We start from the raw sequence: 25843 nt of genomic DNA, 5'->3' as shown, positions 1-25843 counted from the left end.
TATTCAGCTGGCCGCGTCGGCGCGGCGTCGGGCCTCGTCGTCGGCGGTCGTCGTCTCGGCGCCGTCGGTCGGGGTGCCGCCCCGGCGGCGCAGCAGCCAGAAGCCGCCGGCGCCGATCGCGAAGGTGACCAGCACGCCGAGGACCCCGGACAGACCGGTGGAGACGAAGCTGTTCTCGATGCCGCGCACGCCGTAGTCCGCGAGCGGGCTGTCCCCCAGCTCGTGGTCCTTCGCCTGCTGGGCCGGGCAGCTCCCGCCGACGATCGTGTCGTCGGCGTCGACGGTGCAGCCCTTGAGCAGTGAGGAGTCCAACCCGTCCGGGTGGGACGAGGCGTAGTTGCTGACCACACCGGCGAGCAGCAGGGCGACCAGCAGGCCGCCGGCCAGGAACGCCCAGGAACGGTTCTTCATCGGACACCTCCGGCGACCGGGACAGCGGGGGCGGTGGGCGTACGCAGGGAGCGCAGCGCGTACACCAGGTCGGGGCGCACCTTCGCGACGGTCAGCACGGTGGTCGCGGTGATCAGCCCCTCGCCGATGCCGATGAGCAGGTGGGTGCCGGCCATCGTGCCGGCCAGGCCGGCGAGGTTGCCGCCCAGGTCGGTGGTGCCGCCCAGCCAGTACTGCACGACGAAGCCCTGGGACGCGACGACCACGCTGAGCATGGCCGCGACGAACGCGGTCACCGCCAGACCGGCGCGCGTCCGGGGCAGCACCCGCAGCAGCAGGGCGATCAGCAGGTACGCCGCAGCGGTGCCGAGCAGCGCCATGTTGGTGATGTTGAGACCGAGCATCGCCACGCCGCCGTCGCCGAAGACCAGCGCCTGCACGACCAGCACCACTGACACGCAGAGCGCGCCCACCCAGGGGCCGACCAGCATGGCGGCGAGCGCGCCACCGAGCAGGTGCCCACTCACACCGGCGGTGAAGATCGGGAAGTTGAGCATCTGGACGGCGAAGATGAACGCCGCCACCAGGCCGGCCATCGGGGCCAGCCGGTCGTCCAGGTCGCGCCGGCCGCGCAGAACGCAGGCGGTGAGCCCGGCCAGTGCGAGCGCAGCGAAGATCGCTGCGACGGGACCGTCGATGATCCCGTTCGAGATGTGCATCGCCAGTGTCTCCACGCGACCTCCCACGCGTCAGCGAGCCCGAGCGGGCCGGCGTGCGTCAGCCTATTTCTCAAGCCTCGCTGTTGCCATAGCCTGGCAACAACGCGAGGTGATGATCACCTTTACGGCAGGTGGCGGACGCGCAGCTCAGGCCCCCGGGCGGCGACAGCACGTCGCACCTCGGCGGTAGGGTCGGGCCATGACCGCGCCCGACCGCCTCTCCCCCGGCGACCCCGCACCCGAGTTCACCCTCGCCACCGACACCGGCGACCAGCTCTCCCTCGCCGACCTGCGGGGCCGCAAGGTCGTCCTGTACGCCTACCCGGCCGCGATGACCCCCGGCTGCACCAAGCAGGCCTGCGACTTCCGTGACTCCCTCGCCTCGCTCCAGGCCGCCGGCTACGAGGTCGTCGGCATCTCCCCGGACAAGCCGGAGAAGCTGGCGAAGTTCCGCGAGCGCGACGCGATCACCTTCCCGCTGGTGTCGGACCAGGACCGGTCGGTGCTGACCGCCTACGGCGCGTACGGCGAGAAGCAGATGTACGGCAAGACCGTCACCGGCGTGATCCGCTCGACGTTCGTGATCGACGCCGACGGCAAGATCGAGCGCGCGTTCTACAACGTCAAGGCCACCGGGCACGTCGCCAAGCTCCGCCGCGACCTCGGCCTGGACTGACCTGTCACACGGGGCCATTACGGTCCGCGCATGACTTCCTCGACAACCGACCATGCAACCTCCGGCTGCTCTGCCCCAACTGTCACAGCCAGACCTCCACGTTCGCTGGTCAGCGGCGGCCTGCTCGCGTCGAGCCGGATGTGGTCTACGATCCTGATGCGGTTACTCCGACCGGCTACCCGATAGGCAGGCGACTGCCTCGGCAGGAGTGGCCGTGGTCGCTGGTGGAGTTCAGCTTCAAGGGGCCGTAGCCCAACGGCAGGAGGCATGCGGTTTAGGTCCGCACCAGTGCGGGTTCGAATCCCGTCGGCCCTACCTCAGTATTGGCCCGACACGGTGGCGCGGCCGACAGTCGACAACTGTCGGGCGCGTCACTGTCGTGGGTCACGGACCTGGTCGTCGGGTCAGGATGGCGGGCGTGAGTCTGCGCTTCGTCCTCGACCCCGAGCTGACCCCGCGGCTGCGCGCCGAGATCGTCGACCTCTGGGCGGACGTCAGCAACGCCGGCGGCGCGGTCGGCTTCGTGCCGCCGGTCACCGCGGCCGACGTGCACGTCCTCGCCGATCCGACCTTCGCCGGGATCGCCGACGGGCCGGACCGGCTGCTGATGGGCTACTTCGGCGACCGGCTCGTGGCGATGCTGGTCTTCAGTGACAACCGCTTCCCGCTCAAGGCGCACTGGTGTGTCCTGAAGCGGGTGATGGTCCACCCGGGCACCCAGGGCACCGGCTACGGCTCGGCGCTGATGATGGAGGCGGCCCGGTTGGCCCGGGAGTTCGGCCACGAGGCGTTGCACGTCACGGTGCGCGACGGGCTGGGGTTGGACAAGTTCTACGACCGTCTCGGGTACCGGGAGATCGGCCGTCTGCCGGGCGCGTTGCGGGTGGCACCCGACGACGACCGGGACGAGATCCTGATGTGGCTGGACCTCCGACCGCAAGGCCAGTAATGCGCGAAGCACCAACGGTCGCTAGGCGGAGCCGATCGCGGCCGCGCTCGCGGTGGCCCGCGCCGGGTGGCCGCGCAGGATGTCCGCGCCGGATGCTCATCGCCAAGATCCGCGCAACATCGGGCATGTTGGTGTTTCCCGCAGCCTGGAGGCAGCAATATCGGGGAAGTTGCGTGGATCTTGGGCGCGGCGCGGCGCGGCGCAGCGCCCGGCGCGAGGGCGCGCGGTGTGCGGCACAAGGGCCGCGGCGCAACGGGCGCGGCGCAAGGGCCGCGGCGCAAGGGGCGCGAGGCGTGCGCGTGGGTGCGGGCGGGTCGGACAGGTGCGGTCAGCCTGTGCACCAGCGGGCGTTCGCCGCGGCCGGCTGGGCGGTCGGTGTGCCGCTGGCCGGGGCGCTCGCCTGCGCCACCTCGACCGGCCGGCGGGTCGGTGTCGGCGTGCCGGCGGGCCGGTTCCCGGGTGGGCGGGGCGTCGCGGACGCCCGCGGGGTGGCCGCGACGGCGCTGCGCCCGTACATCCGGATCGTGCTGTTCTGGACCTGACCTGGTGCCATCCGGATGCCGCCGACGGTGGCCCGGTTTCCGTAGACGTCGCTGACGCGGATGCTGAACGGCCCCGGCCCGGCGCCGGAGGCGAGCAACCAGTAGTTGTAGTCCTGACGGGCGGCCGACTTCCACGCGCCGCTGTCGCCCTGCCGGACCTCGACGGACCGCAGCGGGTTGCCGTGGTTGCCGACGCGGACGGCGAACCACCACTGCGACGAGCCCTCCTTCATCCGGAAGGTGAGTGCTCCGGGCAGTGGCGGGTTGACCACCGCGCGGTAGGTGACCGGGACGAGGCCCTGGACCGGTTCGGCGATCCGGGCGAACGCCTCGCGGGACAGGTCGAGGTGGCCGGGCGCGCACTCCGGGCACTGATCCATGATCAGCACGCGGACGGTGCCCTTCGGGCCGGTCACGTCGAGGAACCCGCCGCAGGCGGCGCCGGCGGAGTATTCGGTCGGGCCGAGCGCGACGTAGAGCCGGTTGGCCGGGGCCGCCGGGTTCGAGCAGTTGCCGCCGGCGCCCTTCGAGTCGTAGAAGGTCGCCTTGCCGTTGTGGGTGGCGTTGCCGGTGGGCGGGGCGGCGGCGAGGGCCGGCCCGGCGGCGCAGGCCGGTGCGGCGCCGGAGCGCATGGTCAGGGTCAGTCCGAGCGCCGCCGCGACGACTGTGACGCCGGCGGCGACCAGCCACGGCGTCGAGCGGGGCGACGACGCCTGCTGCTCCTGGGGAGCGTGGTCCAGGTCGATGTCGATGTCGACCGCGCTGACGTCCGTCACGTCGGCGATGCTGCCGGACCTGGACGCGGAGGGACAAGCCGGCTAAGCCAAAGCTAAGACAGCATCGACGGACGGTGATCGGATTGTTTCGATCGGGGGTGGTGGGCCGGTCAGGGCGTGATGACGACCTGGTCGCCCACTGTCACCCGCCCAGTGTCGATCGGCACCAGGTTGAGTCCGAAGAGGAGCTTCTGCTTGACGTTGCGGTGTCGCCCGAGGGTGCGCAGTGGCTCCTTGGTGCGTACCCCGGTCTCCTGGTCGGTCGTGGTGACCACGCACCTGTCGCACGGCCCGGCGGCCCGGAGGAGCAGGTCACCGATGCGCAGCGTCCGGCCCACCCAGTCGTCCTCGGCCCAGGCCGACGCGCCGTCGACGACCAGGTTGGGCCGGAACCGGGTCATCGGCACCGGCTCCTGGGCCGCCTCGGCCAACCAGTCGTTCAGGGCGTCGAGGGAGGCGGTGTTCGCCAGCAGCAGCGGGTAGGCGTCGGCGAAGGTGACCTGGTCACCGGTGTCGTGTTCGCGGGTTCCGGCGGCCAGGTGGCGGGTCGGCTGGGCCAGCCAGACCAGCCGGACCGGTCGGCCGAGCAGCACGCCGAGCCAGTCGTCGGCCGCCGGGCCGGCCGACAGAGCCGGGACCGGGAAGGTGCGGCTGCGGAAGGTCCGCACCGGGACCGGGTCACCGTCGACCGGTTCGGGCACGTCGAGGTCGGGCCGCCCGTCGGCACGCAACGTCAGACCGCCGGGACGCACGGTGGCGCGCAGGCCGACCAACCGGGTGGTGTCCCGCTGGGTGACGCCGACGCCGTCGGCGTCCACGACCATCCACCGCCGGTCGCCGGCCAGGCCCCATTGATGCACGAACGCGCCGTCGTGGTCGAGCCGGTGACAACCCTTGACGGGGTACGTGTGGATCGAGGTCAGCCGCACCCGCTCACCATGCCACGCCGATGCCGTCGCCCGGGTACCAGTGGTTGGCGGGGCTCTCCCGGTAGGCGAGGAACCGGCGGCCGGTGCGCTCGGCGTGCTCGGCGAGCACGTTGGTGCTGGTGACGTTGTCGGTGAGCAGGATTGCGCCGGGGGCGAGCTTCGACTCCACGGCGTCGAACTCGCGCTTCTCGTGGGCGCGGCTGTGGTCACTGTCGTGCAGGAACAGGTCGACCGGGCGGTCCAGTGCGCCGATCGAGGCGATCGAGTCGCCGATCACCAGGTCGACGACCTCCGACCAGGGTTCGCTGGCGGCGAGGTAACCGGCTTCGGGGTTGATGTCCAGCGAGGTGACCCGACCGGGGTGCCCCTCCTGGGCGTTGCGCAGCAGGGCGGAGGCCAGGACGCAGGTGCCCAGCCCTTTGTCGACACCGGTCTCCACGACGTGTGCGGGGCGGGTGGCCCGGACGATCGCGTACCAGCCGACGCGGCGGGCGTAGTGGACCTTCTTGTCGGCGAGGCCACGGCGGGCCGCCCCGGCCGTGGCCCGTTCGATGTGGTCGCGCAGCGCCTGGTCGGACTCGATCTCGTCGAGCCAGCCCCGGACCTCCTTGACCGGTCGGTCGCAGACCACGCTAACGAACCAGGCCAGGTGGTTCCGGCTGAGTTTGGTCAACTCGTACGTGTAGTTGTGGTGCTCCCGGGAGGTGACCAGCCACCGGGCCGAGATGCGCAGCACCTTGGCGTCGTGGCGGGCGACCCGGGCAAGCCGCTTGGGAAACGCGGCGACGGGTGCGAGTGGGGTACGGGCGATGGCTCGGCGCAGCTGCGTAGCGTCCACTGCTGCTTCATACCAGGTTCAGGCGAACGTCTGGGCGGAAAGTTTTTTTGGTCAGGATGTGAAACCGGACGGCCCAGACGGGGGCACGTGAGCGTAACCCGCAATCAGTAGCATCGCGGCATGCAGTATCGCCAGGAGTACGCGGAGCCCGAAACCCAGTTCATTGCAGCGCAGCAACCACCGGAGCCGACTGAGCCGACGCGTCCGCGGCGTCGCCGGTGGCGGAAGATCGCGCTGATCACCTTTGTGGTCGTCGCGTTACTCGCTGGTGGTGGCATGGTCGCCGGAGGCCTCTACTTCCGTTCGATCAATTCGGGCATCGAACGGGTCGACGCCTTCGCCGACGTGCCGGAGGAGTCCCGGCCCCAGGTCGTCGCGAAGGGCGCCCTGAACATCATGATTCTCGGCAGCGACTCGCGCGACCCGGAGAACAGCTCCGGCTCCCGGACCGACACGATCATCCTGGCCCACCTTCCGAAGGACCGGCAGAGCGCACAGCTCATCTCGATCCCCCGGGACAGCTGGGTCAGCGTTCCGGAGTCGCCGCAGGGCCGGGGTGGCCGGGACGCGAAGATCAACGCAGCGTTCGCCTGGGGTGGCGTTCCGCTCATGGTGCAGACCATCGAGAAGTTCACCGGCGTCCGCATCGACAACGTGGCGATGGTCGACTTCGCCGGCTTCAAGGAGATCGTGGACGCCCTGGGCGGCATCGACATCACGGTGGACAAGGGCTTCACGTCGAAGCACTCGTTGAACCCGGATGGTCGGCGCGAGTTCGTCGCGGGCCGGCAGACCATGGACGGCGGCGCCGCACTGGACTACGCCCGCGAACGGTACGCGTTCGCCGAGGGCGACTTCACCCGGATCAAGCACCAGCAGCAGGTCATCAAGGCGATCCTGGACAAGGCCGCCTCCGGTGGCACGCTGGGCAGCCCCACCAAGTTGAACTCGTTCGTCCGGGCCACCGCCGACGCCGTCGCGGTCGATGAGTCGATGTCCCTGGTCGACCTGGCGATGCAGATGCGGCACCTGCGCAGCGGGCAGCTCAGCTTCTTGACCTGCCCCACGACGGGCACCGGCCGGATGGGCACGGAGAGCGTCGTCCTGGTGGACAAGCCGAAGGCGGAGCGGGTCTTCGACGCGGTTCGCCGCGATTCGGTGGAGGAAATCGCAGCCGCGGCGGCGAAGTAGCCAGCGGATATCGGCCCTTCGTCTAATACCGGCCGACCTGACCTGGCCGTAACCTTCCTTCGCCCTTCGGGTCGAGGTGTGGATTCCGAAGGACTAACGGGGAAAGGTTGACCATGTCGGGTCATTCGACAACAAGCCGATCAGACGTACCGGCACAATGGACCGGCGAGCAGCCGGGCCCAGCGCAGCGCCCGGTCTCGCCGGCACCGAGAACCGCGCCGACGCCACAGCCGGGCCTGGAGACCACTGCGGTCCTGCCGTACGCCGGGTCCCGGACGTCGTCCCGGACGCGCCTGCTGCGGGCCTGGATGATGACGATTCCGATCGACGTGGTGGCGCTGCTCGCCCCGCTGGCGATCTCGCAGAACTACTGGCGTGGCACGCTCGTCAACGCCGGGCTCACCATGGCCATCTTCGCGGCCGGCGGGCTCTACCAGGCCCGCCGGCACGTGAGCATCCTGGACGAGCTGCCCAGCATCGTCGGACGGCTGCTGGCGTCGGCCGCGGTGGTGGCCATCATCGCCGCGGAACGCCATGCGTCGGTCGAGTACGTCGGCGGTTTCATGCGTGGTGTCGCCATCTCCGCCGGTCTGGTGATCGTCGGTCGGGCACTCAGCCGGGCGCTCACCATCCTGGTGCGCAAGCGTCGCTGGGTGGAGCACAACGCCATCATCATCGGCAGCGGCCCGATCGCCCTGGAACTGGCCCGGTTGCTGCGCCGCTATCCGCGGTACGGGTTGCGCTTCGTCGGCTGCGTGGACGTGACCGCGCAGCAGGACTCCGCGGTGCTACCCCTTCTCGGCAGCCTCAACGACCTGGAGAAGCTCGTCCGGGTGCTGAAGGTCGAGGTCCTGGTCATCGCCGACCCCGACTGCCCGGAGTCGGACCTGATGGACACCCTGCTGCGACCCGGCAGCTCCCGCTGCGACCTGTGGGAGGTGCCGCGTCTGTGGGGGTCCCGCTCGCAGGGCGGCTACCCCGACCACATCGGGGCGATCCCGATCGTGAAGGTCGGTGACATCTCGCTCTCCGGTCCGCGCTGGGCGATCAAGCGGGCTTCCGACGTGGTGTTCTCCGGCCTCGCCCTGCTCCTGCTCAGCCCGGTCCTGCTGCTGTGCGCGCTCGCCACCTTCATCGACGGTGGGCGGGGCATCTTCTTCTACCAGGAGCGGATCGGCCGGTTCGGCAAGCCGTTCAACGTGGTCAAGTTCCGGTCGATGCGCCCGGTCGACGAGACCGAGTCGCAGACGAACTGGTCGATCGCGAACGATCGGCGGGTCGGCCCGATCGGTCGGTTCATGCGTCGCACCTCGCTGGACGAGCTTCCCCAGCTGTGGAACATCCTGCGCGGCGACATGAGCGTGGTCGGGCCACGGCCGGAGCGGCCGTACTTCGTCGAGAAGTTCTCGGCGGAGTACCCGAACTACGCGATGCGGCACCGGGTGCCGGTGGGCCTCACCGGGCTCGCGCAGGTCAGCGGTCTGCGTGGCGACACGCCGATCTCCGACCGTGCGCGGTTCGACAACTACTACATCGAGAACTGGTCGCTCTGGCTGGACGTCAAGGTCGTGCTGCGCACGGTCGCCGAGGTCTTCCGCGGCGGCGGCCGATGACCGTCAGCGTCCCGGTGAGCTGAGCAGAGGCAGCAGGCGGGCCCGGTAACCGCCGAGGTAGCGGTCCGGGTCCCCGGCCAACACGTGGGCGAGGACGGTGCCGAAGACGTCCCGAAAGTCCGTCGTCGCCTTCAGGTCACCGTCGTCCAGGTCCGTCAGGCTCGGCTGCTCGCCGTAGAACCCACCGGCCACGGTGTGCCCCAGCACGAATACCGGGCCGGCCGTGCCGTGGTCGGTGCCGTCGGAGGCGTTCGCCCGGACCCGCCGGCCGAACTCGCTGTAGACCACGACGGTGACCCGGCGGCCGGCCTCGGTACGCGCCATCCGGTCCACGAATCCGCTCAGCGCGTCATCCAGGTGCCGCAACAGCGTCTCCTGCCACACACGCTCACCGGCGTGGGTGTCGAAGCCACCGAGGCTCACCGAGTAGACCCGGGTGGGGACCCGGGACTCGACGCACCGGGCGACGAGCGCCAACTGGGCCGTCAACGCGTTGTCGCCACCCGTTCCGGTAGCCGGGACGGCCTCGCCGCCGCTGTGGCCCTGCTCGTCGGAGCCGCTGCCCGCGGATTTCGCCACCACCCGGTTCATGGTGATGAGGTCCGCGTAGGAGGTGGCGGCTCGCGCCTGCATCTCCGACTCGCCGGGCTGGACCTGACCGAGGGCCGAGACCGCGTCGGGGGTGACCCCCGGCGGCAGCACGAGCCCTCGATAGCTCACGCAGACGCCGATGCGGGACTTGCCCACGAGCAGCGGCGGCAGGACCGGCTCGAAGCTCACGGCCGCCTCGGTGGCGGCCTTCGTCCCGTCCAGCCACCGCCCGACCCAACCCGTGGGAGCGGGAGTGCCGGGGGATGCGGTCTGCCAGATGTCCATCGACTTGAAGTGGCTCCGGTCCGGGTTGGGGTAACCGGCCCCGAGAACGATCGCCAACCGCTTGGCATCCCACAGCCGCTTCATTCCGCGCAGCATCGGATTGAGGCCCAGCGTCTGGTCGAGTCGCAGCACCCGCTCCGGCGCGTACGCCAGCTCCGGTCGGGCCTGGTGGTAGGCCGGGTCCGCGTACGGCACGACGGTGTTGAGCCCGTCGTTACCGCCGTAGAGGGTGACCAGGACGAGTGTCGGCAGGCCGTCCTCGACGTCGCCGGCGGTGGCCTTCTCGGCGGTCTGAAGCAGTTCCTGGAAGCCCAGCACACCTGCCCCGGCCGCCAACGCGCTGCCGCCGACCACCCCGGAGGAGATGAGGAAGCGCCGTCGGGTCAATGCATCCATGTCCACCCACCCACTCTGGTCAGGTCACCAGATACTCGGGGCTGACCAGCCCGAAGGTCAGCTTCAGTCGGTCGCTGCGGGCATCGCGCAGCACCGCGTACGTCCGGTCGGTCCACCGGTCGACGCAGAGCAGATGGGCGACAGCCTCTGGGGTCAATGGACCGGGTCGCACCATGTCGACGAGCATGCCGGCGATCGTCAGCCGGGTCTGCGCGGCGGCCGACGTCAACCAGGCGGTGCCCGCCGGCCACCCGCCGACACTGGGTGGGGCGAGTGGACGTTGACCCAACGCCTCCATCGCCCAGTAGAGCTGCGTGAACACCTTGTCGGACATCGCCGCCGGCCGGAGCCCCAGATGACGCATGGCACCGACGAGCCACTCGACCGGCTGCTGGACCAGCGTCCCGCGGGTCTGCTGGAATGCCTCGTCGGCGAAGAGCACCTTGAGCATCGCCATCGGGGCCGGGAACGCCGCAGCCATCGCCTCCCGGGTGCGCTCAGGGATCGGTCGGTTGCTGGAGGCGTACCGGAACCACAGTCGGGATGCGATGAACCGGCTGCAGGCCGGCTGTCGGAGCAGGAGGTCGACGAGGCTTCGGGCGTCGAAGTTCTCGGTTACGCCGAGGATCGTCTTTCGGCCGGTATCGCGGTGCTGGGGCTCGGAAACGGGCATCTCGCGGTCGAGGATGACCCGCCAGCCCGCCAGAGCCCGACCGGCCTCCTTGATGTCCCGTTCCGTGTATTGCCCGACGCCGAGCATGAACAGCTCGAACAACTCCCGGGCCAGGTTCTCGTTCGGTGCCGACTTCTTGTTGTGCTGCCCGTCCAGCCAGTAGACCAGCGCGCGGTCGAGCACCATCCGGTGCGCCAGGTCGGCGAAGTCGCGCGCCTCTCGGAACGCGCGCAGCTGCCCGAACATGAGCTGAGGGCTGCGAACCTTGGCGACCGACGTGGCCCAGTGGCCGTGCCAGAAGAACAGAAGCTTCTCGACCGCCTGGTGGTCGGCCACGGTCATCCTGTCGAGCCACCACCGTGCCAGCGAGATGGTCTGCTCCGTGCGACGACGGGCGACCTCGGCTCGCTGGGCCTCGGTGGCAGTGGGCAGGAGCGTGACCGGATCGGGCCCCAGGTCGGGTGTGGGCGCGCTGGTCGCGCCGACATCCGGGCCGGTCGGCGCCAACACACCGGACAGTGTCGATGCGTAGCCGAGCCGACGAGCGGCACCAATCTCCGCCACGGTGGGACCGAAGCCGGCCCGCCGAAGCAGGAGCACGATGTCGTCGGTCATACGTCCACAGTAAGGGAGCAGTGGCGTTCCCCGCACACGGGCGGTAGTCGGTCCCTCGTCGGCACAGTCTGACCGAAAAGCCATTTCCTCTGCGTTACTCGCCCTCCCACACGCCCTCAAATCTGCACATTCCGTGCGGCCTTTCGTGGCCCGCGGCGGCGCCCGCCCGGTCCGGCGCCGGGCCGCCATTGACAGGAGGGGCGGCGTTGAGGTCTATTAACCCGGGCTTGACGGGCAGCCTGCACTGCTGCGCGTCTGCGGGTGCGCCCGATACAGCCTGGTCGGGCTGGCGAAGCGCGCCACACCAAACGGGGATCGTAAGGCAACGGGGGTGCGTCCCGTCATGCACGCACCAACGCTGCCCCGCGGTCTGCACACCTGCGGCCGCAGCGGGAACACGCGGCCGGACGAATCCGGAAGAGATACGTGACGACACCACCTTCGCCCCCGGACCCCCTTCCCGGAACCGGGTCGACAGCGCCGACGATCCTGGTCCTGGGCACCGCCGAGTGGAACTCTCCGATCGCCACGAACCAGCACTACGTCGTACGGGAACTGGCCCGTGACTTCGACACCTACTTCGTGGAGTCCCTGGGTCTGCGGCGGGTGCGGCTCGACGCGAAGGACGTCACCCGTATCGCGAAGCGGCTGCGCCACTCGGTCGTCGGCCATGAGAAGACTGCCACCTACCGTCCGATTCCGGATCGGGTCACTGTCATCTCGCCGCTCATCGTGCCGATTCACCAGGCGCCCACGCGGTTGCCGAACCGGCTTCTGTTGGAGCGGGCGGTGGCCGAGTGGCGACGCAGCCCCAGCCCGCGGGTCCTCTGGACCTTCACGCCCGTCACGTACGGTCTCGAACAGTACGCGGACTACACCCTCTACCACTGCGTGGACATCTTCCAGGCGTTCCCCGGCATCGACGGCTCGGCCGTGTCCGCTGGTGAGCGGATCCTCGCGAACCGTGCCGACCTGACCATCGGCACCAGCGGCGCCGTCACGGCCCACCTCAACGACGTCGGGTTCACCGATGTCCTGACCCTGCCGAACGTCGCCGAGGTCGACGTCTTCGCCGCCGACAGCCAACCGGCGGCCCAGCGGCGGCCCGCCGCGCTGTTCGCCGGCAACCTCACGCCGCACAAGCTGGACTTCGAGCTGCTGCGCACGCTGGCCACCGCACTGAAGGGCCGTGGCGAACTGCTCCTCGCGGGCCCGATCGCGGCGGGCGGGGGCGGATACGACCGGGAATTGGCCGAACTCGAACGGCTCGGGGCTCGATACCTCGGGATGCTTCCGCTCAACGAACTCGCCGCCGCGGCGGGCACGTGCACCGTGGGATTGATCCCGTACGCGCTGAACGACTACACCGCGGGTGTCAGCCCACTCAAGTGCTACGAATACCTCTCCTCGGGCCTGAAGGTGGTCAGCACCCCCATCCCCGACGTCGTGCAGGCCGCTCGGGCGACCGACCACATCACGGCCGCGACCTCGACCGACGACTTCGTCGACCACGTACTGGCCGCGATCGACCCCGCGTCGGACGACGTACTCGCGGCCCGTGTGCGGTACGCCGGCGACTTCGGCTGGAGTTCCCGGGGTGGTCTCCTGCGCGACATCGCGGCCCGGATGCCACGGCGCACCGACGAGGTGGTGACGCGGCCGGCGGGTGGTGCCGGAAGGCCTCGTGGCTAGGGCCCGCTCAGCCATCGCTTGGGCGATCACGATCGGATCGGCGCCGTGGGCCGCAGCGTGCCTCGTGCTCTTCCTCGCGGTGCCACAGTTCTATCTGCTGCCCGAGGGCAGCACCGACGTGGCGGCGTCGACGGTGGTCACCATCCTGCTGGTGCCGGGCGTGCTGTTGGCGGCCCGGCGCGGCTCAGGTGTCGAACTGTTCCGCCTCGGCCTGTTCCGCGTCCTGATCGCCCTGCTGGTGGTGCGGCTGCTCGCACTGGCCTGGTCCCCGGACCCGCGAGCCGGTCTGCCACTGATCGCCCTGCTCGGCCAGTTCGTCGTCACGCTGACGCTGATGGTCCAGGCGGTCCGTCAGGACGACGGCCTGCTGCGCCGGATCGAACCCTGGTACTGGCCCTGGATCGTGGTCGAGGCGCTGCTCGTACTCGTCTTCCGCGTCCTGCCCGGGGTGGAGGACGCCTTCCTGCGGTCGATCGCCGGGCTCGTCAGCGGGCAGAACACCGTCGCCGCCCTCTTCACCGGAAGTCCGAACAACGTCTTCGACGAGGCCAAATCCGGTGGGGTGTTCGTCAACGCGAACGTCGCCGGGCTCTTCCTCGGGGTGAACGCGGTCGCCGCGTTCGCCATCGCGACGATCACCGGAAGCCGCTGGACGCGCATGGTGGGCTTCGTCGCGCTGGCGGCGGTGCCGGTCACCGGTTCCAAATCGGCCACGCTCCTCGCGGTCGCCCTGCCCGCGTCAGTACTCGCCGTTCGGCGGCTCACCCGGGCACGCCGGGCGGGGTCGGGAGAGCCGCTCCCGTCCCGGCACGGCAGCCACCGACGCCCGGTGGGGCGCAAACTGGCGCTCGGGCTCGTGGGCGCCGGTGTGCTCGGCGTCGTCGGCGCGGTGGTGCTCGCCGCCGAACTCGGCTTCCTCCAGGCGTTGGCGAAGTCCTTCGGTGACCGGACAGCCATCTGGGGCTTCGGGGCCGAGGCGTTCCTGCGGGATCCCCTCCTCGGCCTCGGTTACGGGGGCTGGGACGCCGGCTTCGCGGCGTACGCGCGTGAGCACGGCATCTACCGCAGCTTCCCGCCCCACAACGTCCTCCTGGCGGGATGGGCCGCGACAGGTCTGGCCGGCCTGGTGCTGATCGCGGTGTTCTTCGCGCTCACCCTGCGGCTCGCCGTCCGGGCCGTGCACACCGGTGGTCACCGGCATCGGACCTTCGCGCTCTGGGCCACCGCCGCGGTCGCGTGGACGCTGATCCACGGCCTGGGCGACAACACCGAGATCTTCGGCGACATCCATCTCATTCCCATTCTTTCGCTGCTGGTGGCCTACCTCGTCGTGGGCGACCGCGAGGAGTCGAACCACCATGCAACTCCCCACCGTCGGGATCCTGAGACATCAACAATTCCTGCCGTCCGAGACGTTCATTCCGAACCAGGCCTTGGCGATGCGCAGCTTCCATCCCTTGTTCGTGGGCCGCGACCCGGTCCCGGCCCGACCGGGAACTGATTCGGTAAGCGTCGCCGAGTTCGGCAAACCCGCTGTCCTGTCGTACACGTTCACCCGCCGCTCGGAGGCACTCGTCGGTGCCCTCGGGAAGCGGGGCACCGCACTGCTGCACGCCCACTTCGGCGTGGAGGGGGTGTACGCCGTCCCCACCGCGAAGGCGCTGGGAGTGCCACTGGTCACCACCCTGCACGGCTTCGACGTGACGGTCAGTCGGACGAAGATGATGACGTCGAAGAAGCCCTCGTGGATGAACTACGTGACCTGGCGTCAGTCCCTCTTCGCCGAGGGCGCCGTGTTCATCTGCGTGTCCGAGCACATCCGTCGGCGCGCGGTGGAGTGGGGTTACCCCGCCGAGAAGTGTCACGTTCTGCCCATCGGGGTGGACGTGGACGCCATCGAACCGTCCGGTCCCGTGGAGACGCCCCGGATCCTGCACGTCGCGCGGTTGGTGGAGAAGAAGGGGACGCAGTACCTGCTGCGGGCGTTCGCCGAGGTGCGCAAGGCTGTTCCCGCCGCCGAGCTGGTACTGATCGGCGAGGGGCCGCTACGCGACTCCCTCGGTGCGCTCGCCCGGGAGGTCGGGGTCGAGGCCGGCGTGCGTTTCCTGGGCGCGCAGAAACACAGTGACACCCTCCGCTGGCTGAGCCGGTCGACCCTGCTGTGCCTGCCGAGCGTGACGGCCCAGGACGGTGACCAGGAAGGTCTGGGGATGGTCCTGTTGGAGGCGGCCGCCTCCGGCAAACCCGTGGTCGGAACCCACCACGGCGGCATCCCCGAGGCGGTCACGGACGGGGCGAACGGCTTCCTGGTGCCCGAACGAGACGCCACCGCGCTCGCGGCCCGGCTGATCGAGCTACTACGCGACCAGGACCTCTGTGACAGGTTCGGCAAGGTGGGACGGCAGAACGTCGAAGACCGGTTCAACCTGAGCCGACAGACCGGCAAACTCGAATCGTTGTATAGGGACCTGCTGTGATCGAGTCGATTCTCATCCATTCCCGGTCGACGCCGCACCACCACACCGGTGGAATGGAGACCCTCGCCTGGCGGCTGGCCGCCGAATGGGCATTGCACGTACCGCGGGTGCAGATCGTCACCACCGCGATCCCCGGCCGTTCCGGCACCTTCACCGAGGACGGCGTGCAGGTGACGCCGTTGGCCGGCACCCGGCCCGGCCGCTACTCCCATGCCTGGTGGGAGGAGTCCCGGGCGCACTGGGTGGCGACGGGCGCGGCCCCGAGCGTGGTCTTCTCGGTGAGCGCCGGCTCCTACGCGGTGGTCCGCGAGCGGGCCCAGCACCCTCGTACGCCGTTCGTGCTCCAGGTGCACGGTACGTCCGCCATGGAGTTGGGCTCGAAGCTGCGGGCGCCGACCGCGCGCTCCCTGGCCGGCACGCCCAAGAACGCCCTCGGCCTGGTGCGCGACCTGGCCCGCTACCGCGACTTCGACCGCCTCGTCGCGGTCGGCGAGAACGTGGTCGAGTCGCTGACGGCAGCACCGCAGAACTGGTCCGCCTCGCCCGACAAGGTGCGTCTGATCCCCAACGGCGTCCGAGCCGAGGATCACGCGTTCGACGGCGTCGCCCGGGACCGGATCCGGCGCGAGCTGGGAGTCGACGAGGAGACCGTGCTGGTCGGCTGCGTCGGCCGCCTGCATGTGCAGAAGAGGGTGGATCGGGCGCTGCAGGCGGCGGCGATCCTGCGCGACCGCGGCCTCGGCAGCCGGTTCCGGTTCGTGGTCGTCGGCGACGGCCCGGACGAGGGGCGGTTGCAGGGTCTGGTCCGCAAGCTCCAGTTGGAGGAGATGGTCCGGTTCACCGGACGCGTCGACGCGGACGTGGTGCGCGACTACTACTCCGCGGCGGACGTGTCACTGCTCACCACGGCACGTCTGGAAGGGCTTCCGATGGCGGTTCTGGAGGCGTTGGCGTCCGGCCTGCCGTGCGTCGTCACCGCCGGTTCGATCCGATCCGAGGCGCTGAGCCGGGTGTTGCACGAAGTCGACACGGCTGACTCCGACGCGCTCGCCGACGTGGTGCAGAAGGTGACGGCGGAGCGGGGGCCGCGCGTCAACCTGCTCCCGCCCACCTTCCTTCTCGACCACTGCGCACGGGACTACCTCGCCGACTTCGCGCAGCTGATCACACAGCGTCAGGCCTGACATGGGCAAGGTCTTCTTCCGTCTGGTTCTCGGTGGCATCGCCGGGAAGATCCTCGGCCTGCTCCGCGAGGTCCTGTTGGCCGCGCTCTTCGGAGCGGGGCGGGTGGTCGCTGCCAACCGCATCGCGTTGACGGCGACGTTGATCCCGATCAACTTCTTCACCGCCGACGCGCTCTCCGCCGGGTTCCTGCCGCTCTACGTGCAGTACCGCCAGGAGCGGCCCTCGATGGCGCAGGTGCTCTATCGCGCCGTGCACCTGCTGCTGGGTGTGTTCTCCGTGGTCCTGGCGGTGGCGCTCATCTTCGGTCGGGACCTGTGGGTGGGGCTGCTCGGGCCGGGCCTCGACCCTCAAACGGCGAACATCGCCGCGACGATGCTCGGCATCGCCGCGCTGGGCGTGCCGTTCTACGTTCTCTACAACCTGTACACCCTGGTCGGCCTCGCCAACGACGACGTCAGACTGATCAACCTGCGCCCCTCGTGCCAGAGCATCGGGCTGATCCTCGCCACGGTCATCGCCTGGATGACCGGCCACGTGTCGGTGCTGGCCTGGGGGTTCACCCTTCCGTACATCGTGCTGTGGTGTGTGGGCAGCTACTGGCTTCGACGTCAGGGCTATCTGCGCGACGCCGACGGGTCGGGTCCCCACCGCCCGGACCGGACCGCCACCAAGCTGGCTCTGCGGATGTTCTGGCGACGGCTGCGGCCGCTGCTGCTGATCCCGGTGATCCTCCAGGGGTCGATCGGCGTCGAGCGGGCCGTCGGGTCGCTGCTCGGTGTGGAGGTGGTCGCGGCCACCGAGTACGCACGGTTCGTGGTCGACTCGGTGATGGCCCTGCTCGCCGCGCCGCTGGGCCTGGCCGGCCTGGCCTCGTTCGCCCGCATGAAGACGCACGAGGTGGGTGACGGGCTCCGCCGCCTGATCCCGCCGGTGATCCTGGTGGCCATCCCCCTCGCCCTGGTCCTCTCTCTCAACAGCAGGGGGATCGTCACCCTGCTGTACGCCCGGGGCGAGTTCGACAGCCGAGCGGTGGACGTCTCATCGGTGCTGTTGCTGGGCTTCGCGCTCGGGATCTGGGCGCACGTGCTCGGCTACACCTTCGTGAAGGTGTTGAACGCCCGGGGAGCGAACTTCAAGGTAGCGATCGTGATGGCGGTCTCCTTCGGCGTTCCGATCGCCTTCAACCTGCTGCTGTACAAGCACTGGGGCGCTTTCACGATCGGCGCCGCTTCGTCCCTCAGCGGCATCCTGATGTTCCTCATCTCGGCCCGGTTGCTCTCGGTACTGGGCTTCAGCATGCGGCTGATCGCGATCGCGCTGCCCGGCGCGGCCGCCGCGGCCGTCGCCGGGTATCTGTTGGCCGGCTCCGGGCTGCTGCACCTCGTCGCGTCGTGCGTGGCGATCCTGCTGGTCTGGATCGGCTACGTGGCGGCCGTTCCCCAGCTTCGCCGTACGTTCCTGTCGTTCGTCCTGAAGAAGCTCGGTCGCGGAGTCGACGAGACTCCGCAGGACGACCTGGTAGCGATCAAATGAGGAAACCATGCTTGTGCAAGCCGGTTTGATGACCGGGGTGGAGGGAGCGCCGGACCGTCCGGCCCCACCGCCGGTGGCTACCCCCGATGTGACGGCCTCCGCGTCCTCGCAGCGCGCACGCGGCGACCGCCTCTACATCCTCGACCTGCTGCGCTTCTGCGCCGCCATCGCGGTACTCGGCTTCCACGTGTTCGTCGACAACGACAACCGCGGTGCCTGGGGTAGGAACGTGGTCGAGATCTTCGGTGAGCCGGTCGTCACCGTGTTCCGGTACGGCTGGATGGGTGTGGAGTTCTTCTTCGTCATCAGCGGGTTCGTGATCTGCATGAGCTGCTGGGGTCGGTCCGTTGCCGACTTCGCGATCTCGAGGGTCACCCGCCTCATGCCCGCATATGTCTTCGCGGTACTGGCCACCTCGGCGGCCCTCACACTGTGGCCGCTCGAGAACGGTCCCCCGCAGCCGTCACACGTCCTCATCAACGCGACGATGCTGCAGACCTTCCTCGGCATACCGAACATCGACTCGGTCTACTGGACTCTCTTCGTCGAGCTGAAGTTCTACCTCCTCTTCGCTGTCGTCGTGTGGTTCGGGCTGACCTACAAGCGGGTCGTGCTCTTCTGCGTGTTGTGGATGACCGCCGCCCTGTACGCCGAATACTCGCAGGTCAAGCCCCTGATCCAGTTTGTCGAGGCAGGCTTCGCCCCGTATTTCGTCGCCGGTATCGCGCTATACCTGATCTATCGGTTCGGTCCGAACCTGGTGGCCTGGGGAATTCTCGGCACGTCGATGGTGATCGGTCTGATCACCCTCGGACGCCGGGTGGATGGACAGAACGCCGACCAGCCCGTCGTGTCGTTCGAGGTCGCGCTTCCCGTGATGTTCCTGTTCTTCGCCCTGATGGTGGCGGTGGCGCTGGGCTGGTTCTCCTGGTTCAAGTGGCGCGGCCTGACTGTCATCGGGGCGCTGACCTATCCGGTGTACCTGCTGCACATGCAGTTCAGCCGGATCGTGGTTATCCGGTTCCACGACTCGGTGACGCCATGGCTGTTGGTTGCCTCTTTCGTGGCCGGGGTGCTCCTGCTCGCGTACCTGACGAACCGGTTCGTGGAGCGGCCACTCGCCAAGGCGCTCCGCCGACAGTTGCGCAAGGGTTTCGCGGAGATCAGTACGAAATCGGCGAGCGGCACCTCCACCGATCGCCGGACGGCGAACAGTGATCAAAATGGCGGCTCGGTCTCGTCGGGCGCCGCAAGTCCCGTGGCATGAGGAGCAACCAGTGGTAGACAACCTTTCCGCGATCCCCCAAGCCGGCGCGACAGGCCCACTCGACGCTCTGGCGAGCGCCCGTGTCGCGCTCGTTCACGAGTGGTTCGGGGCAACCGGCGGTTCGGAGAACGTCTTCCGGCAGATCAGCAACCTGCTGCCGGAAGCTGAGCGTTTCGTGCTCTGGAAGGACCACGACGCCGTCGAGCCCAACCTGCGGGAGTCGTGGATGGCGCGGACACCGCTGCGCCGGACGAAGGCAGGGGCGCTGCCGGTGATGCCACTGGTGTGGCGGACCCTCAGCCAGGAGCGGTTCGACCTCGTGATCTCGTCCAGCCACGCGTTCGCGCACACCGTTCGGCTCGGTACCTCGGAGAGCACCCGCTACCTCAGCTATGTGCACTCCCCCGCTCGGTACATCTGGAGCCCGGACTTCGACGGGCGTGGCTCCAACCCGATGCTGACGTTGCCGCGACGCGTGTTGCAGACCGCCGACGTCCGGCTCAGCCGTCATGTGAACAGCTATGCCGCGAACTCGGAGGAGGTGCGGGCCCGCATCGCCCGTTTCTGGCGCAGGGACGCGGTCGTCATCAACCCCCCGGTGGACGTCGACTACTTCGCGGCCGCGCCGGCTGCGGACCAGAGCCAGTCGCGCGACTACCTGCTCGGGGTGGGGCGGTGGATCCCGTACAAGAACTTCGACCTGATCATCCAGATCGCCGAGGAGGCCGGGCTGCCGGTGGTGATCGCCGGTTCCGGTCCGGAAGAGGCCGCTCTGCGACGTGCGGCCGAGCGGGTCAGGGTGCCGGTGACGTTCGAGGTGCGTCCGTCGAAGGAGCGTCTGCGCCAGCTCTACTGGGGTGCGAGGGCGCTGTTGTTCCCCGTGCACGAGGACTTCGGCATCATCCCGGTCGAGGCTCAGGCGTGCGGGACCCCGGTCGTGGGTCTGCGCCGAGGTGGCCTGCTGGAGACCGTCGTCGACGGGGAGACCGGCTTCCTCATCGACTCCCAGGAGCCGCGTAGCTTCGCTCCGCTGGTGCACCGGTTGACGCAGCTGTCGCAGGACCGTGTCCGGTCACACGCCAACGGGTTCTCGGAACAGCAGTTCGCGGCGCGGATGACGGCCTGGATCGCCGAAGCCGGCGTTTGAGTGTCACCGGCGACGGATGTGCGTGCCGCGCGGCACGCACATCCGCGCCGGGTTTAGAAGACGAGCACGCCCCGCAGGTAGGTGGCGATGCGACGCAGCTGATTCGCCTCCTGCATCGGACCGGTCAGCCGCAGGACGATCTGTCGATCGACGACGCCGTCCGGGCCACCACGGTAGTAGGCGACGACGGCCAGAGCGTGTCGCTGCTCACCGTCGACGTTGAGCAGCGTCTCGCCGAGCGTGGTGGACTGACCGGTGCGGATCCACCGCGCGCCCCACGCCTCTTCGGCCATCCGCATGGCGGTCTGGCGGCGCTCGTCGCACGGTTGAGGACAGTTCCGGACGATCAACTCACCGCCCATCGTGGACTCCCCGGAGGCCGCCCGGCCGCAGTTGTACTTGGCGAAGCCCTCGGCCTGACCGGCGATGGTGCAGTTCCAGTCCAGCGGAACCTTGACCGGGAAGCCGAGCCCGTCGAGGTTCGCCAACGTGCGTACGTTGTCCCGCTCGGTGAACGTCGGCCACTGGGTCGGCCACTTACCGCCCTGCGGCGGTTCGATGCCGGGTGACTGTGGTGGCGTGGCGGGCATCGGCGGCGGTGCGGGGCTGCTGCTGCCGCCGGCAACGTCCGTGGGCTTGTCGCCTGAACCCCTCCACAGTGCCAGGCCGCCGGCACCGGCGAGCACCACCAGGACCAGCGCGGCGATCCCGATCCAGAGGCCGGTCCGCTGGGGCTTGGGCGCGGACGGGGCGATGCGGCGGACCGGTGAGGAGAACGCGTCGCCGCCCGGCCCACTCGTCGGGACGGGGATGGCCGGCGGCGCGGAGGTCACCGCACCCGGTGAGGTGGGTGCGCCGGAGACCGGGTGCGGGGCTGCGGATACCAGTTGGCTGGGGATCGGCGCGGCCTGCACCGCCCACGGGGCAGGCGGTCCACCGGAGACGGGCTGCGGCGGGGCCGACACGGGAGGCGCGGACACCGCAGGCGGCGCGGAGAACGGTGGGGCGGAGGACGGTGGGGCGGAGGTCGGCGGGGCCGTCGTCGGGGCGGGGGTGTAGTCGACACCGAGGGCCCGGAACAGCTTCTCCGCGCCGGGGCCGACGTCCGCCGCGTAGGCCACCCAGGGGGCGGCGGCGGAGAAGTCGGCGTACGTGTAGGGGGTCGGGTCGGCCGACCGGGCCAGCAGGTCGGCTGCCCCGGAGAAGGCTTCGCGCCATCCGGCGGTGGCGGCGACGGTGGCGTCGAGCACCGCCACCGTGACGAACCGGCCCTGTTCGTCGATGGCTGCCCATGCCTTGCCCACTGGTGACCCGCCGAGAGCGTGGGTGAACCTGTAGGGGCCTTCCGGCTGCATGCGCACTCCTCCGTTGAACCGCCGTGCGGATAGTACCGACCGCCGTCCAGCGCTCCCGGCCCCGGTTGGCACCCTTCGATGCGGGGGACCACTGCTTGCCTCGTGAAAGTTTCTATGCATAGAGTCAGCTCATGAATGAAGGAGCTGTCGAGGCGCCCGCTGACCGGGTGCTCGACCTGTTCCAGGGTGTCCGGCTCACCCCCACGCAGCGCCGGATCGCGCACTGCCTCGTGCAGCACGCCCCCGCCGTGGCGTACCTGTCGGCCGCCGAGGTCGCCGATCTCGCCGGGGTCAGCCAGCCGTCGGTCACCCGGTTCGCCGTCGCGCTCGGGCACGACGGTTACCCGGCCCTACGCCGTCGGCTGCGTGATCTCACCGCCGGGACACCGGGCGGGTCGGCGGACGCGGGCAACGAACTCCAGCAGGCGGTACGCGCGGAGATGGGCAACCTGGACCGGCTGGCCGGTCAGCTCGCCGACCGGGACCGGATCGCCGAGACCGGTCGGCTGCTCGCCGAGAGCCGCCCGCTGCCGGTGCTCGGTCTGCGTGCCGCCGCGCCGCTGGCCGCGTACTTCGCCTATTTCGCGGCGAAGGTGCACCCGGACGTACGCGTGCTCGACGACGGAGGCAGCCTGCTCACCGACCGGCTGGAGCAGGCGGCCGAGGCCGGGGCGTCCGCCCTGCTGGCGTTCGTCCTGCCCCGCTACCCCCGGGAGACCCTGGACGCGCTGCGTGACGCGCGGGCCGCAGGCCTGACCGTGGTGGCGATCACCGACTCCCCGGTCAGCCCGGCCACCGAACACGCCCACGTGGTGCTGCCCGCCGCGGTCGGCGCGCAGCTCGTGTTCGACCTGCACACCGCACCGATGACCCTGGCCATGGTGCTGTTGCAGGCGATCTGCGACGCCGCGCCGGCCGACACCCAGCGCCGCCTGGAGGCGTTCGAAGCCTCCGCGGCCCGCCGACAGTTGTTCCTCGGATGACCGGAGGAGAAGCAGAGATGACCCAGCCCATCCGTGCCGCACGGGGCAGCCGGCTCACCACCCGCGGGTGGCAGCAGGAGGCCGCTCTGCGCATGCTGATGAACAACCTCGATCCCGAGGTGGCCGAGCGCCCCGACGACCTGGTGGTCTACGGCGGCACCGGGAAGGCGGCGCGGGACTGGCCGTCGTACCACGCGTTGGTCCGCACGCTCACCGACCTGCGCGAGGACGAGACGATGTTGGTGCAGTCGGGCCGCCCGGTCGGGGTGATGCGCACCCACGAGTGGGCGCCTCGGGTGCTGCTGGCCAACTCCAACCTGGTCGGCGACTGGGCGACCTGGCCGGAGTTCCGCCGCCTGGAACAGCTCGGCCTGACCATGTACGGGCAGATGACCGCCGGTTCGTGGATCTACATCGGCACCCAGGGCATCCTCCAGGGCACCTACGAGACGTTCGCGGCGGTGGCCGCCAAACGGTTCGGGGGCACCCTCGCCGGCACGTTGACGCTGACCGCCGGCTGCGGCGGGATGGGCGGCGCGCAGCCTCTCGCGGTCACCATGAACGACGGCGTGTGCCTGATCGTGGACGTGGACCGCACCCGGCTCGACCGTCGGGTGCACGACCGTTATCTCGACGAGGTCGCCGACTCCCTGGACGACGCGGTCGCGCGGGTCCTCGCCGCGAAGCGGGACCGCCGGGCGCTGAGCGTCGGGGTGGTCGGCAACGCCGCCGAGGTCTTCCCGGAGCTGCTCGCTCGGGGCGTCGATATCGACATCGTGACCGACCAGACCAGCGCGCACGACCCGTTGGCGTACCTGCCGGTGGGGGTGGAGCTCGCCGACGCCCGGGACTACGCGGCGGCGAAGCCGGCCGAGTTCACCGACCGGGCCAGGGCGTCGATGGCGAAGCACGTCGAGGCGATGGTCGGCTTCCTCGACGCCGGGGCCGAGGTGTTCGACTACGGCAACTCGATCCGGGGTGAGGCACAGCTCGGCGGTTACCAGCGGGCGTTCGACTTCCCCGGCTTCGTGCCGGCGTACATCCGGCCGTTGTTCTGCGAGGGCAGGGGCCCGTTCCGGTGGGCGGCGCTCTCGGGCGACCCGGCGGACATCGCGGCCACCGACCGGGCGATCCTGGACCTGTTCCCGGAGAACGAGTCGCTGGCCCGTTGGATCAAGCTCGCCGGTGAGCGGGTCGCCTTCCAGGGCCTGCCGGCGCGGATCTGCTGGCTCGGCCAGGGCGAACGGGACCGGGCGGGCGTGCGGTTCAACGACATGGTCGCCTCCGGTGAACTCTCCGCGCCGGTGGTGATCGGCCGGGACCACCTGGACACCGGCAGCGTCGCCAGCCCGTACCGGGAGACCGAGGGCATGGCCGACGGCTCCGACGCGATCGCCGACTGGCCGCTGCTCAACGCCCTGGTCAACACGGCCAGCGGGGCGTCCTGGGTGTCCATCCACCATGGCGGTGGCGTCGGCATCGGCCGGTCGATCCACGCCGGGCAGGTCTGCGTGGCCGACGGCACCGCCCTGGCCGGTCAGAAGATCGAGCGGGTGCTCACCAACGACCCGGCGATGGGCGTGATCCGGCACGTCGACGCCGGCTACGACAGCGCCCGCGAGGTCGCCGAACGCACCGGGGTCCGCGTCCCGATGGCCGAGGGTGCCGACTCATGACGGCCGACCTCACCGCCCGGTTCCGGGCCCTGTGGGACGAGATCGCGCCGATCGGCCGGGACGCCGACAGCGGTGGCTATCTGCGGTACGCGTTGACAGCGCCGGAGCTGGAGCTGCGGACCTGGTTCCGCGCGCAGGCCGACCGTCGCGCGATGCCGGTCACCGAGGACGGCAACGGCAACCTCTTCGCCCACTGGGGTGACCCCGAGGGCGCCGACGCCGTGCTGACCGGCAGCCACTTCGACTCGGTGCCGCACGGCGGGGCGTACGACGGCCCACTCGGCATCGTCAGCGCCTTCCTCGCCGTGGACGAACTACGCGCCGCCGGGGTCACCCCGGACCGGCCGCTGGTGCTGGGCGCGTTCGTGGAGGAGGAGGGGGCGCGTTTCGGCGTACCCTGCCTGGGGTCTCGGCTGCTCACCGGGGCCCTGCCGCCCGAGCGCGCAGCCGGCCTGCGCGACGCGGCCGGGGTGAGCTTCGCCGACGCGCTCGGCGACCGGCCGGCGGGCGCCCGCCCGGAGGTGCTGGGCCGGTTCGGCGCCTTCGTCGAGCTGCACGTCGAGCAGGGCCGGGCGCTCGTCGACACCGACGCGCCGGTCGCGGTGGCCAGCGCGATCTGGCCGCACGGCCGGTGGCGCTTCGACGTGGTCGGGGAGGGCAACCACGCGGGTACGACCCGGATGGCCGACCGCCGCGACCCGATGCTCACCTACGCGTTCGCGGTGCTGGCGGCCAACAAGGAGGCCCGGCTGCGCGGCGCGCACGCCACGGTGGGTCGGGTCGCCGTCGAACCCAACGCCACGAACGCGATCCCGTCGAAGGTGACCGGTTGGCTGGACGCCCGGGCCGCCGACCCGGAGACGCTGACCGGCCTGGTCGACGCGGTGCGCGGCAAGCTCACCGAGCGGGCCCGCCGCGACGGCACGGCGGTGACGGTCACCGAGGAGTCGGCCACCGAGCTGGTCGCCTTCGACGGTGGGCTGGCCGAGCGCCTGGCCACGCTGCTGGACGCGCCGGTGCTGCCGACCGGTGCGGGGCACGACGCCGGAGTGCTCGCCGGGCACCTGCCCACCGCGATGCTCTTCGTGCGCAACCCGACCGGGGTCTCGCACTCCCCCGCCGAGGCCGCGAGCGACGACGACTGCGCCGCCGGGGTGCAGGCACTGGCCCGGGTGCTGGAGGAACTGACATGCCGGTAGGCGTGGTACGGCGGCTCCGACGCGGCGGGGGTCGACCCCTGGTGGTGCCGTCCTTTGGAGCTGATGTCGCAAACGAATCAGATCGAGGCCCGGCACCGACGACCGCGCTCGTGCCGACGCCCGGCTCGGCACCGACGCTGATGTCG

The 25843-nt window shown here is 70.2% G+C and carries 22 protein-coding genes and 1 tRNA gene; 15 read left to right on the top strand and 8 right to left on the bottom strand.

Annotated elements, in window-relative coordinates:
- Window positions 1–3: 3 nt before the first annotated feature.
- On the bottom strand, window positions 4–411 hold the full coding sequence (locus O7616_RS10810) for a PDGLE domain-containing protein (protein ID WP_282306662.1): 408 nt from the start codon (window positions 409–411) through the stop codon (window positions 4–6).
- Entirely contained in the window at window positions 408–1124 is a 717-nt protein-coding gene (locus O7616_RS10805; protein ID WP_282306661.1) for an energy-coupling factor ABC transporter permease, read from the bottom strand. The genes O7616_RS10810 and O7616_RS10805 overlap by 4 nt, the downstream gene beginning before the upstream one ends.
- A gap of 184 nt (window positions 1125–1308) precedes the next feature.
- Here O7616_RS10805 and bcp point away from each other — a divergent pair, with 184 nt between their 5' ends.
- The 3 genes from bcp (at window position 1309) to O7616_RS10790 (ending at window position 2734) form a co-directional block, all read left to right on the top strand.
- A complete protein-coding gene (bcp, locus tag O7616_RS10800; protein ID WP_282262198.1) occupies window positions 1309–1785 on the top strand; it encodes a thioredoxin-dependent thiol peroxidase in 477 nt (158 codons plus the stop codon).
- A 241-nt stretch (window positions 1786–2026) separates the two neighbouring features.
- A tRNA-Leu gene (locus O7616_RS10795) sits at window positions 2027–2100 on the top strand.
- Between the two features lie 103 nt (window positions 2101–2203).
- Window positions 2204–2734: a GNAT family N-acetyltransferase gene (locus tag O7616_RS10790; RefSeq protein ID WP_282306660.1), complete on the top strand. Its 531-nt coding sequence runs from the start codon at window positions 2204–2206 to the stop codon at window positions 2732–2734.
- 328 nt (window positions 2735–3062) lie between these two features.
- On the opposite strand, the gene O7616_RS10785 is transcribed toward O7616_RS10790, so the two are convergent.
- From O7616_RS10785 to O7616_RS10775, 3 genes are all read right to left on the bottom strand, one after another.
- Entirely contained in the window at window positions 3063–4052 is a 990-nt protein-coding gene (locus tag O7616_RS10785; protein WP_282306659.1) for an expansin EXLX1 family cellulose-binding protein, read from the bottom strand.
- A gap of 110 nt (window positions 4053–4162) precedes the next feature.
- Window positions 4163–4981, bottom strand: coding sequence for an MOSC N-terminal beta barrel domain-containing protein (locus O7616_RS10780; RefSeq protein ID WP_282306658.1), 819 nt, complete (start codon window positions 4979–4981; stop codon window positions 4163–4165).
- Window positions 4982–4985: 4 nt separating this feature from the next.
- On the bottom strand, window positions 4986–5819 hold the full coding sequence (locus O7616_RS10775; protein ID WP_282306657.1) for a class I SAM-dependent methyltransferase: 834 nt from the start codon (window positions 5817–5819) through the stop codon (window positions 4986–4988).
- A 276-nt stretch (window positions 5820–6095) separates the two neighbouring features.
- On the opposite strand from O7616_RS10775, the gene O7616_RS10770 reads away from it, so the two are divergent.
- Window positions 6096–7010 (top strand): LCP family protein, encoded by a 915-nt coding sequence (locus O7616_RS10770; RefSeq protein WP_282264657.1) that lies wholly within the window; start codon window positions 6096–6098, stop codon window positions 7008–7010.
- Between the two features lie 311 nt (window positions 7011–7321).
- A complete protein-coding gene (locus O7616_RS10765) occupies window positions 7322–8623 on the top strand; it encodes a sugar transferase (protein ID WP_282306656.1) in 1302 nt (433 codons plus the stop codon).
- A gap of 3 nt (window positions 8624–8626) precedes the next feature.
- On the opposite strand, the gene O7616_RS10760 is transcribed toward O7616_RS10765, so the two are convergent.
- Both O7616_RS10760 and O7616_RS10755 read right to left on the bottom strand, forming a co-directional pair.
- Entirely contained in the window at window positions 8627–9895 is a 1269-nt protein-coding gene (locus O7616_RS10760; protein ID WP_282307586.1) for a DUF1501 domain-containing protein, read from the bottom strand.
- A 19-nt stretch (window positions 9896–9914) separates the two neighbouring features.
- Entirely contained in the window at window positions 9915–11183 is a 1269-nt protein-coding gene (locus O7616_RS10755) for a DUF1800 family protein (RefSeq protein WP_282306655.1), read from the bottom strand.
- 426 nt (window positions 11184–11609) lie between these two features.
- Between O7616_RS10755 and O7616_RS10750 the strand changes: the two genes are divergently transcribed.
- From O7616_RS10750 to O7616_RS10720, 7 genes are all read left to right on the top strand, one after another.
- Window positions 11610–12875 carry a glycosyltransferase gene (locus O7616_RS10750; RefSeq protein WP_282306654.1) on the top strand — a complete coding sequence of 422 codons (1266 nt, stop codon included), beginning with the start codon at window positions 11610–11612 and terminating at the stop codon, window positions 12873–12875.
- 64 nt (window positions 12876–12939) lie between these two features.
- Window positions 12940–14376, top strand: coding sequence for an O-antigen ligase family protein (locus tag O7616_RS10745; RefSeq protein ID WP_282306653.1), 1437 nt, complete (start codon window positions 12940–12942; stop codon window positions 14374–14376).
- On the top strand, window positions 14315–15352 hold the full coding sequence (locus tag O7616_RS10740) for a glycosyltransferase (protein ID WP_282306652.1): 1038 nt from the start codon (window positions 14315–14317) through the stop codon (window positions 15350–15352). Before O7616_RS10745 ends, O7616_RS10740 begins: the two co-directional genes overlap by 62 nt.
- Window positions 15349–16536: a glycosyltransferase family 4 protein gene (locus O7616_RS10735; RefSeq protein WP_282306651.1), complete on the top strand. Its 1188-nt coding sequence runs from the start codon at window positions 15349–15351 to the stop codon at window positions 16534–16536. Before O7616_RS10740 ends, O7616_RS10735 begins: the two co-directional genes overlap by 4 nt.
- A 1-nt stretch (window position 16537) precedes the next feature.
- Window positions 16538–18070 (top strand): lipid II flippase MurJ, encoded by a 1533-nt coding sequence (locus O7616_RS10730; protein WP_282306650.1) that lies wholly within the window; start codon window positions 16538–16540, stop codon window positions 18068–18070.
- Window positions 18071–18077: 7 nt separating this feature from the next.
- On the top strand, window positions 18078–19337 hold the full coding sequence (locus tag O7616_RS10725; protein ID WP_348773861.1) for an acyltransferase: 1260 nt from the start codon (window positions 18078–18080) through the stop codon (window positions 19335–19337).
- Between the two features lie 10 nt (window positions 19338–19347).
- Window positions 19348–20484, top strand: coding sequence for a glycosyltransferase (locus O7616_RS10720; RefSeq protein WP_282306649.1), 1137 nt, complete (start codon window positions 19348–19350; stop codon window positions 20482–20484).
- Between the two features lie 53 nt (window positions 20485–20537).
- On the opposite strand, the gene O7616_RS10715 is transcribed toward O7616_RS10720, so the two are convergent.
- Window positions 20538–21839: a hypothetical protein gene (locus tag O7616_RS10715; protein ID WP_282306648.1), complete on the bottom strand. Its 1302-nt coding sequence runs from the start codon at window positions 21837–21839 to the stop codon at window positions 20538–20540.
- Window positions 21840–21970: 131 nt separating this feature from the next.
- On the opposite strand from O7616_RS10715, the gene O7616_RS10710 reads away from it, so the two are divergent.
- From O7616_RS10710 to O7616_RS10700, 3 genes are read left to right on the top strand one after another with little or no spacing between them, the layout of a single operon-like run.
- A complete protein-coding gene (locus tag O7616_RS10710) occupies window positions 21971–22822 on the top strand; it encodes a MurR/RpiR family transcriptional regulator (RefSeq protein ID WP_282306647.1) in 852 nt (283 codons plus the stop codon).
- A 17-nt stretch (window positions 22823–22839) separates the two neighbouring features.
- Window positions 22840–24498 (top strand): urocanate hydratase, encoded by a 1659-nt coding sequence (gene hutU / locus O7616_RS10705; RefSeq protein ID WP_282306646.1) that lies wholly within the window; start codon window positions 22840–22842, stop codon window positions 24496–24498.
- Window positions 24495–25697 carry an allantoate amidohydrolase gene (locus O7616_RS10700; protein WP_282306645.1) on the top strand — a complete coding sequence of 401 codons (1203 nt, stop codon included), beginning with the start codon at window positions 24495–24497 and terminating at the stop codon, window positions 25695–25697. Before hutU ends, O7616_RS10700 begins: the two co-directional genes overlap by 4 nt.
- The last annotated feature ends 146 nt before the right edge of the window (window positions 25698–25843 follow it).

This window comes from Micromonospora sp. WMMD964, assembly GCF_029581455.1.
GTDB lineage: Bacteria > Actinomycetota > Actinomycetes > Mycobacteriales > Micromonosporaceae > Micromonospora.
The sequence above is the reverse complement of the archived record's forward strand: the minus strand, read 5'-3'. Positions and strand labels throughout refer to the sequence as shown.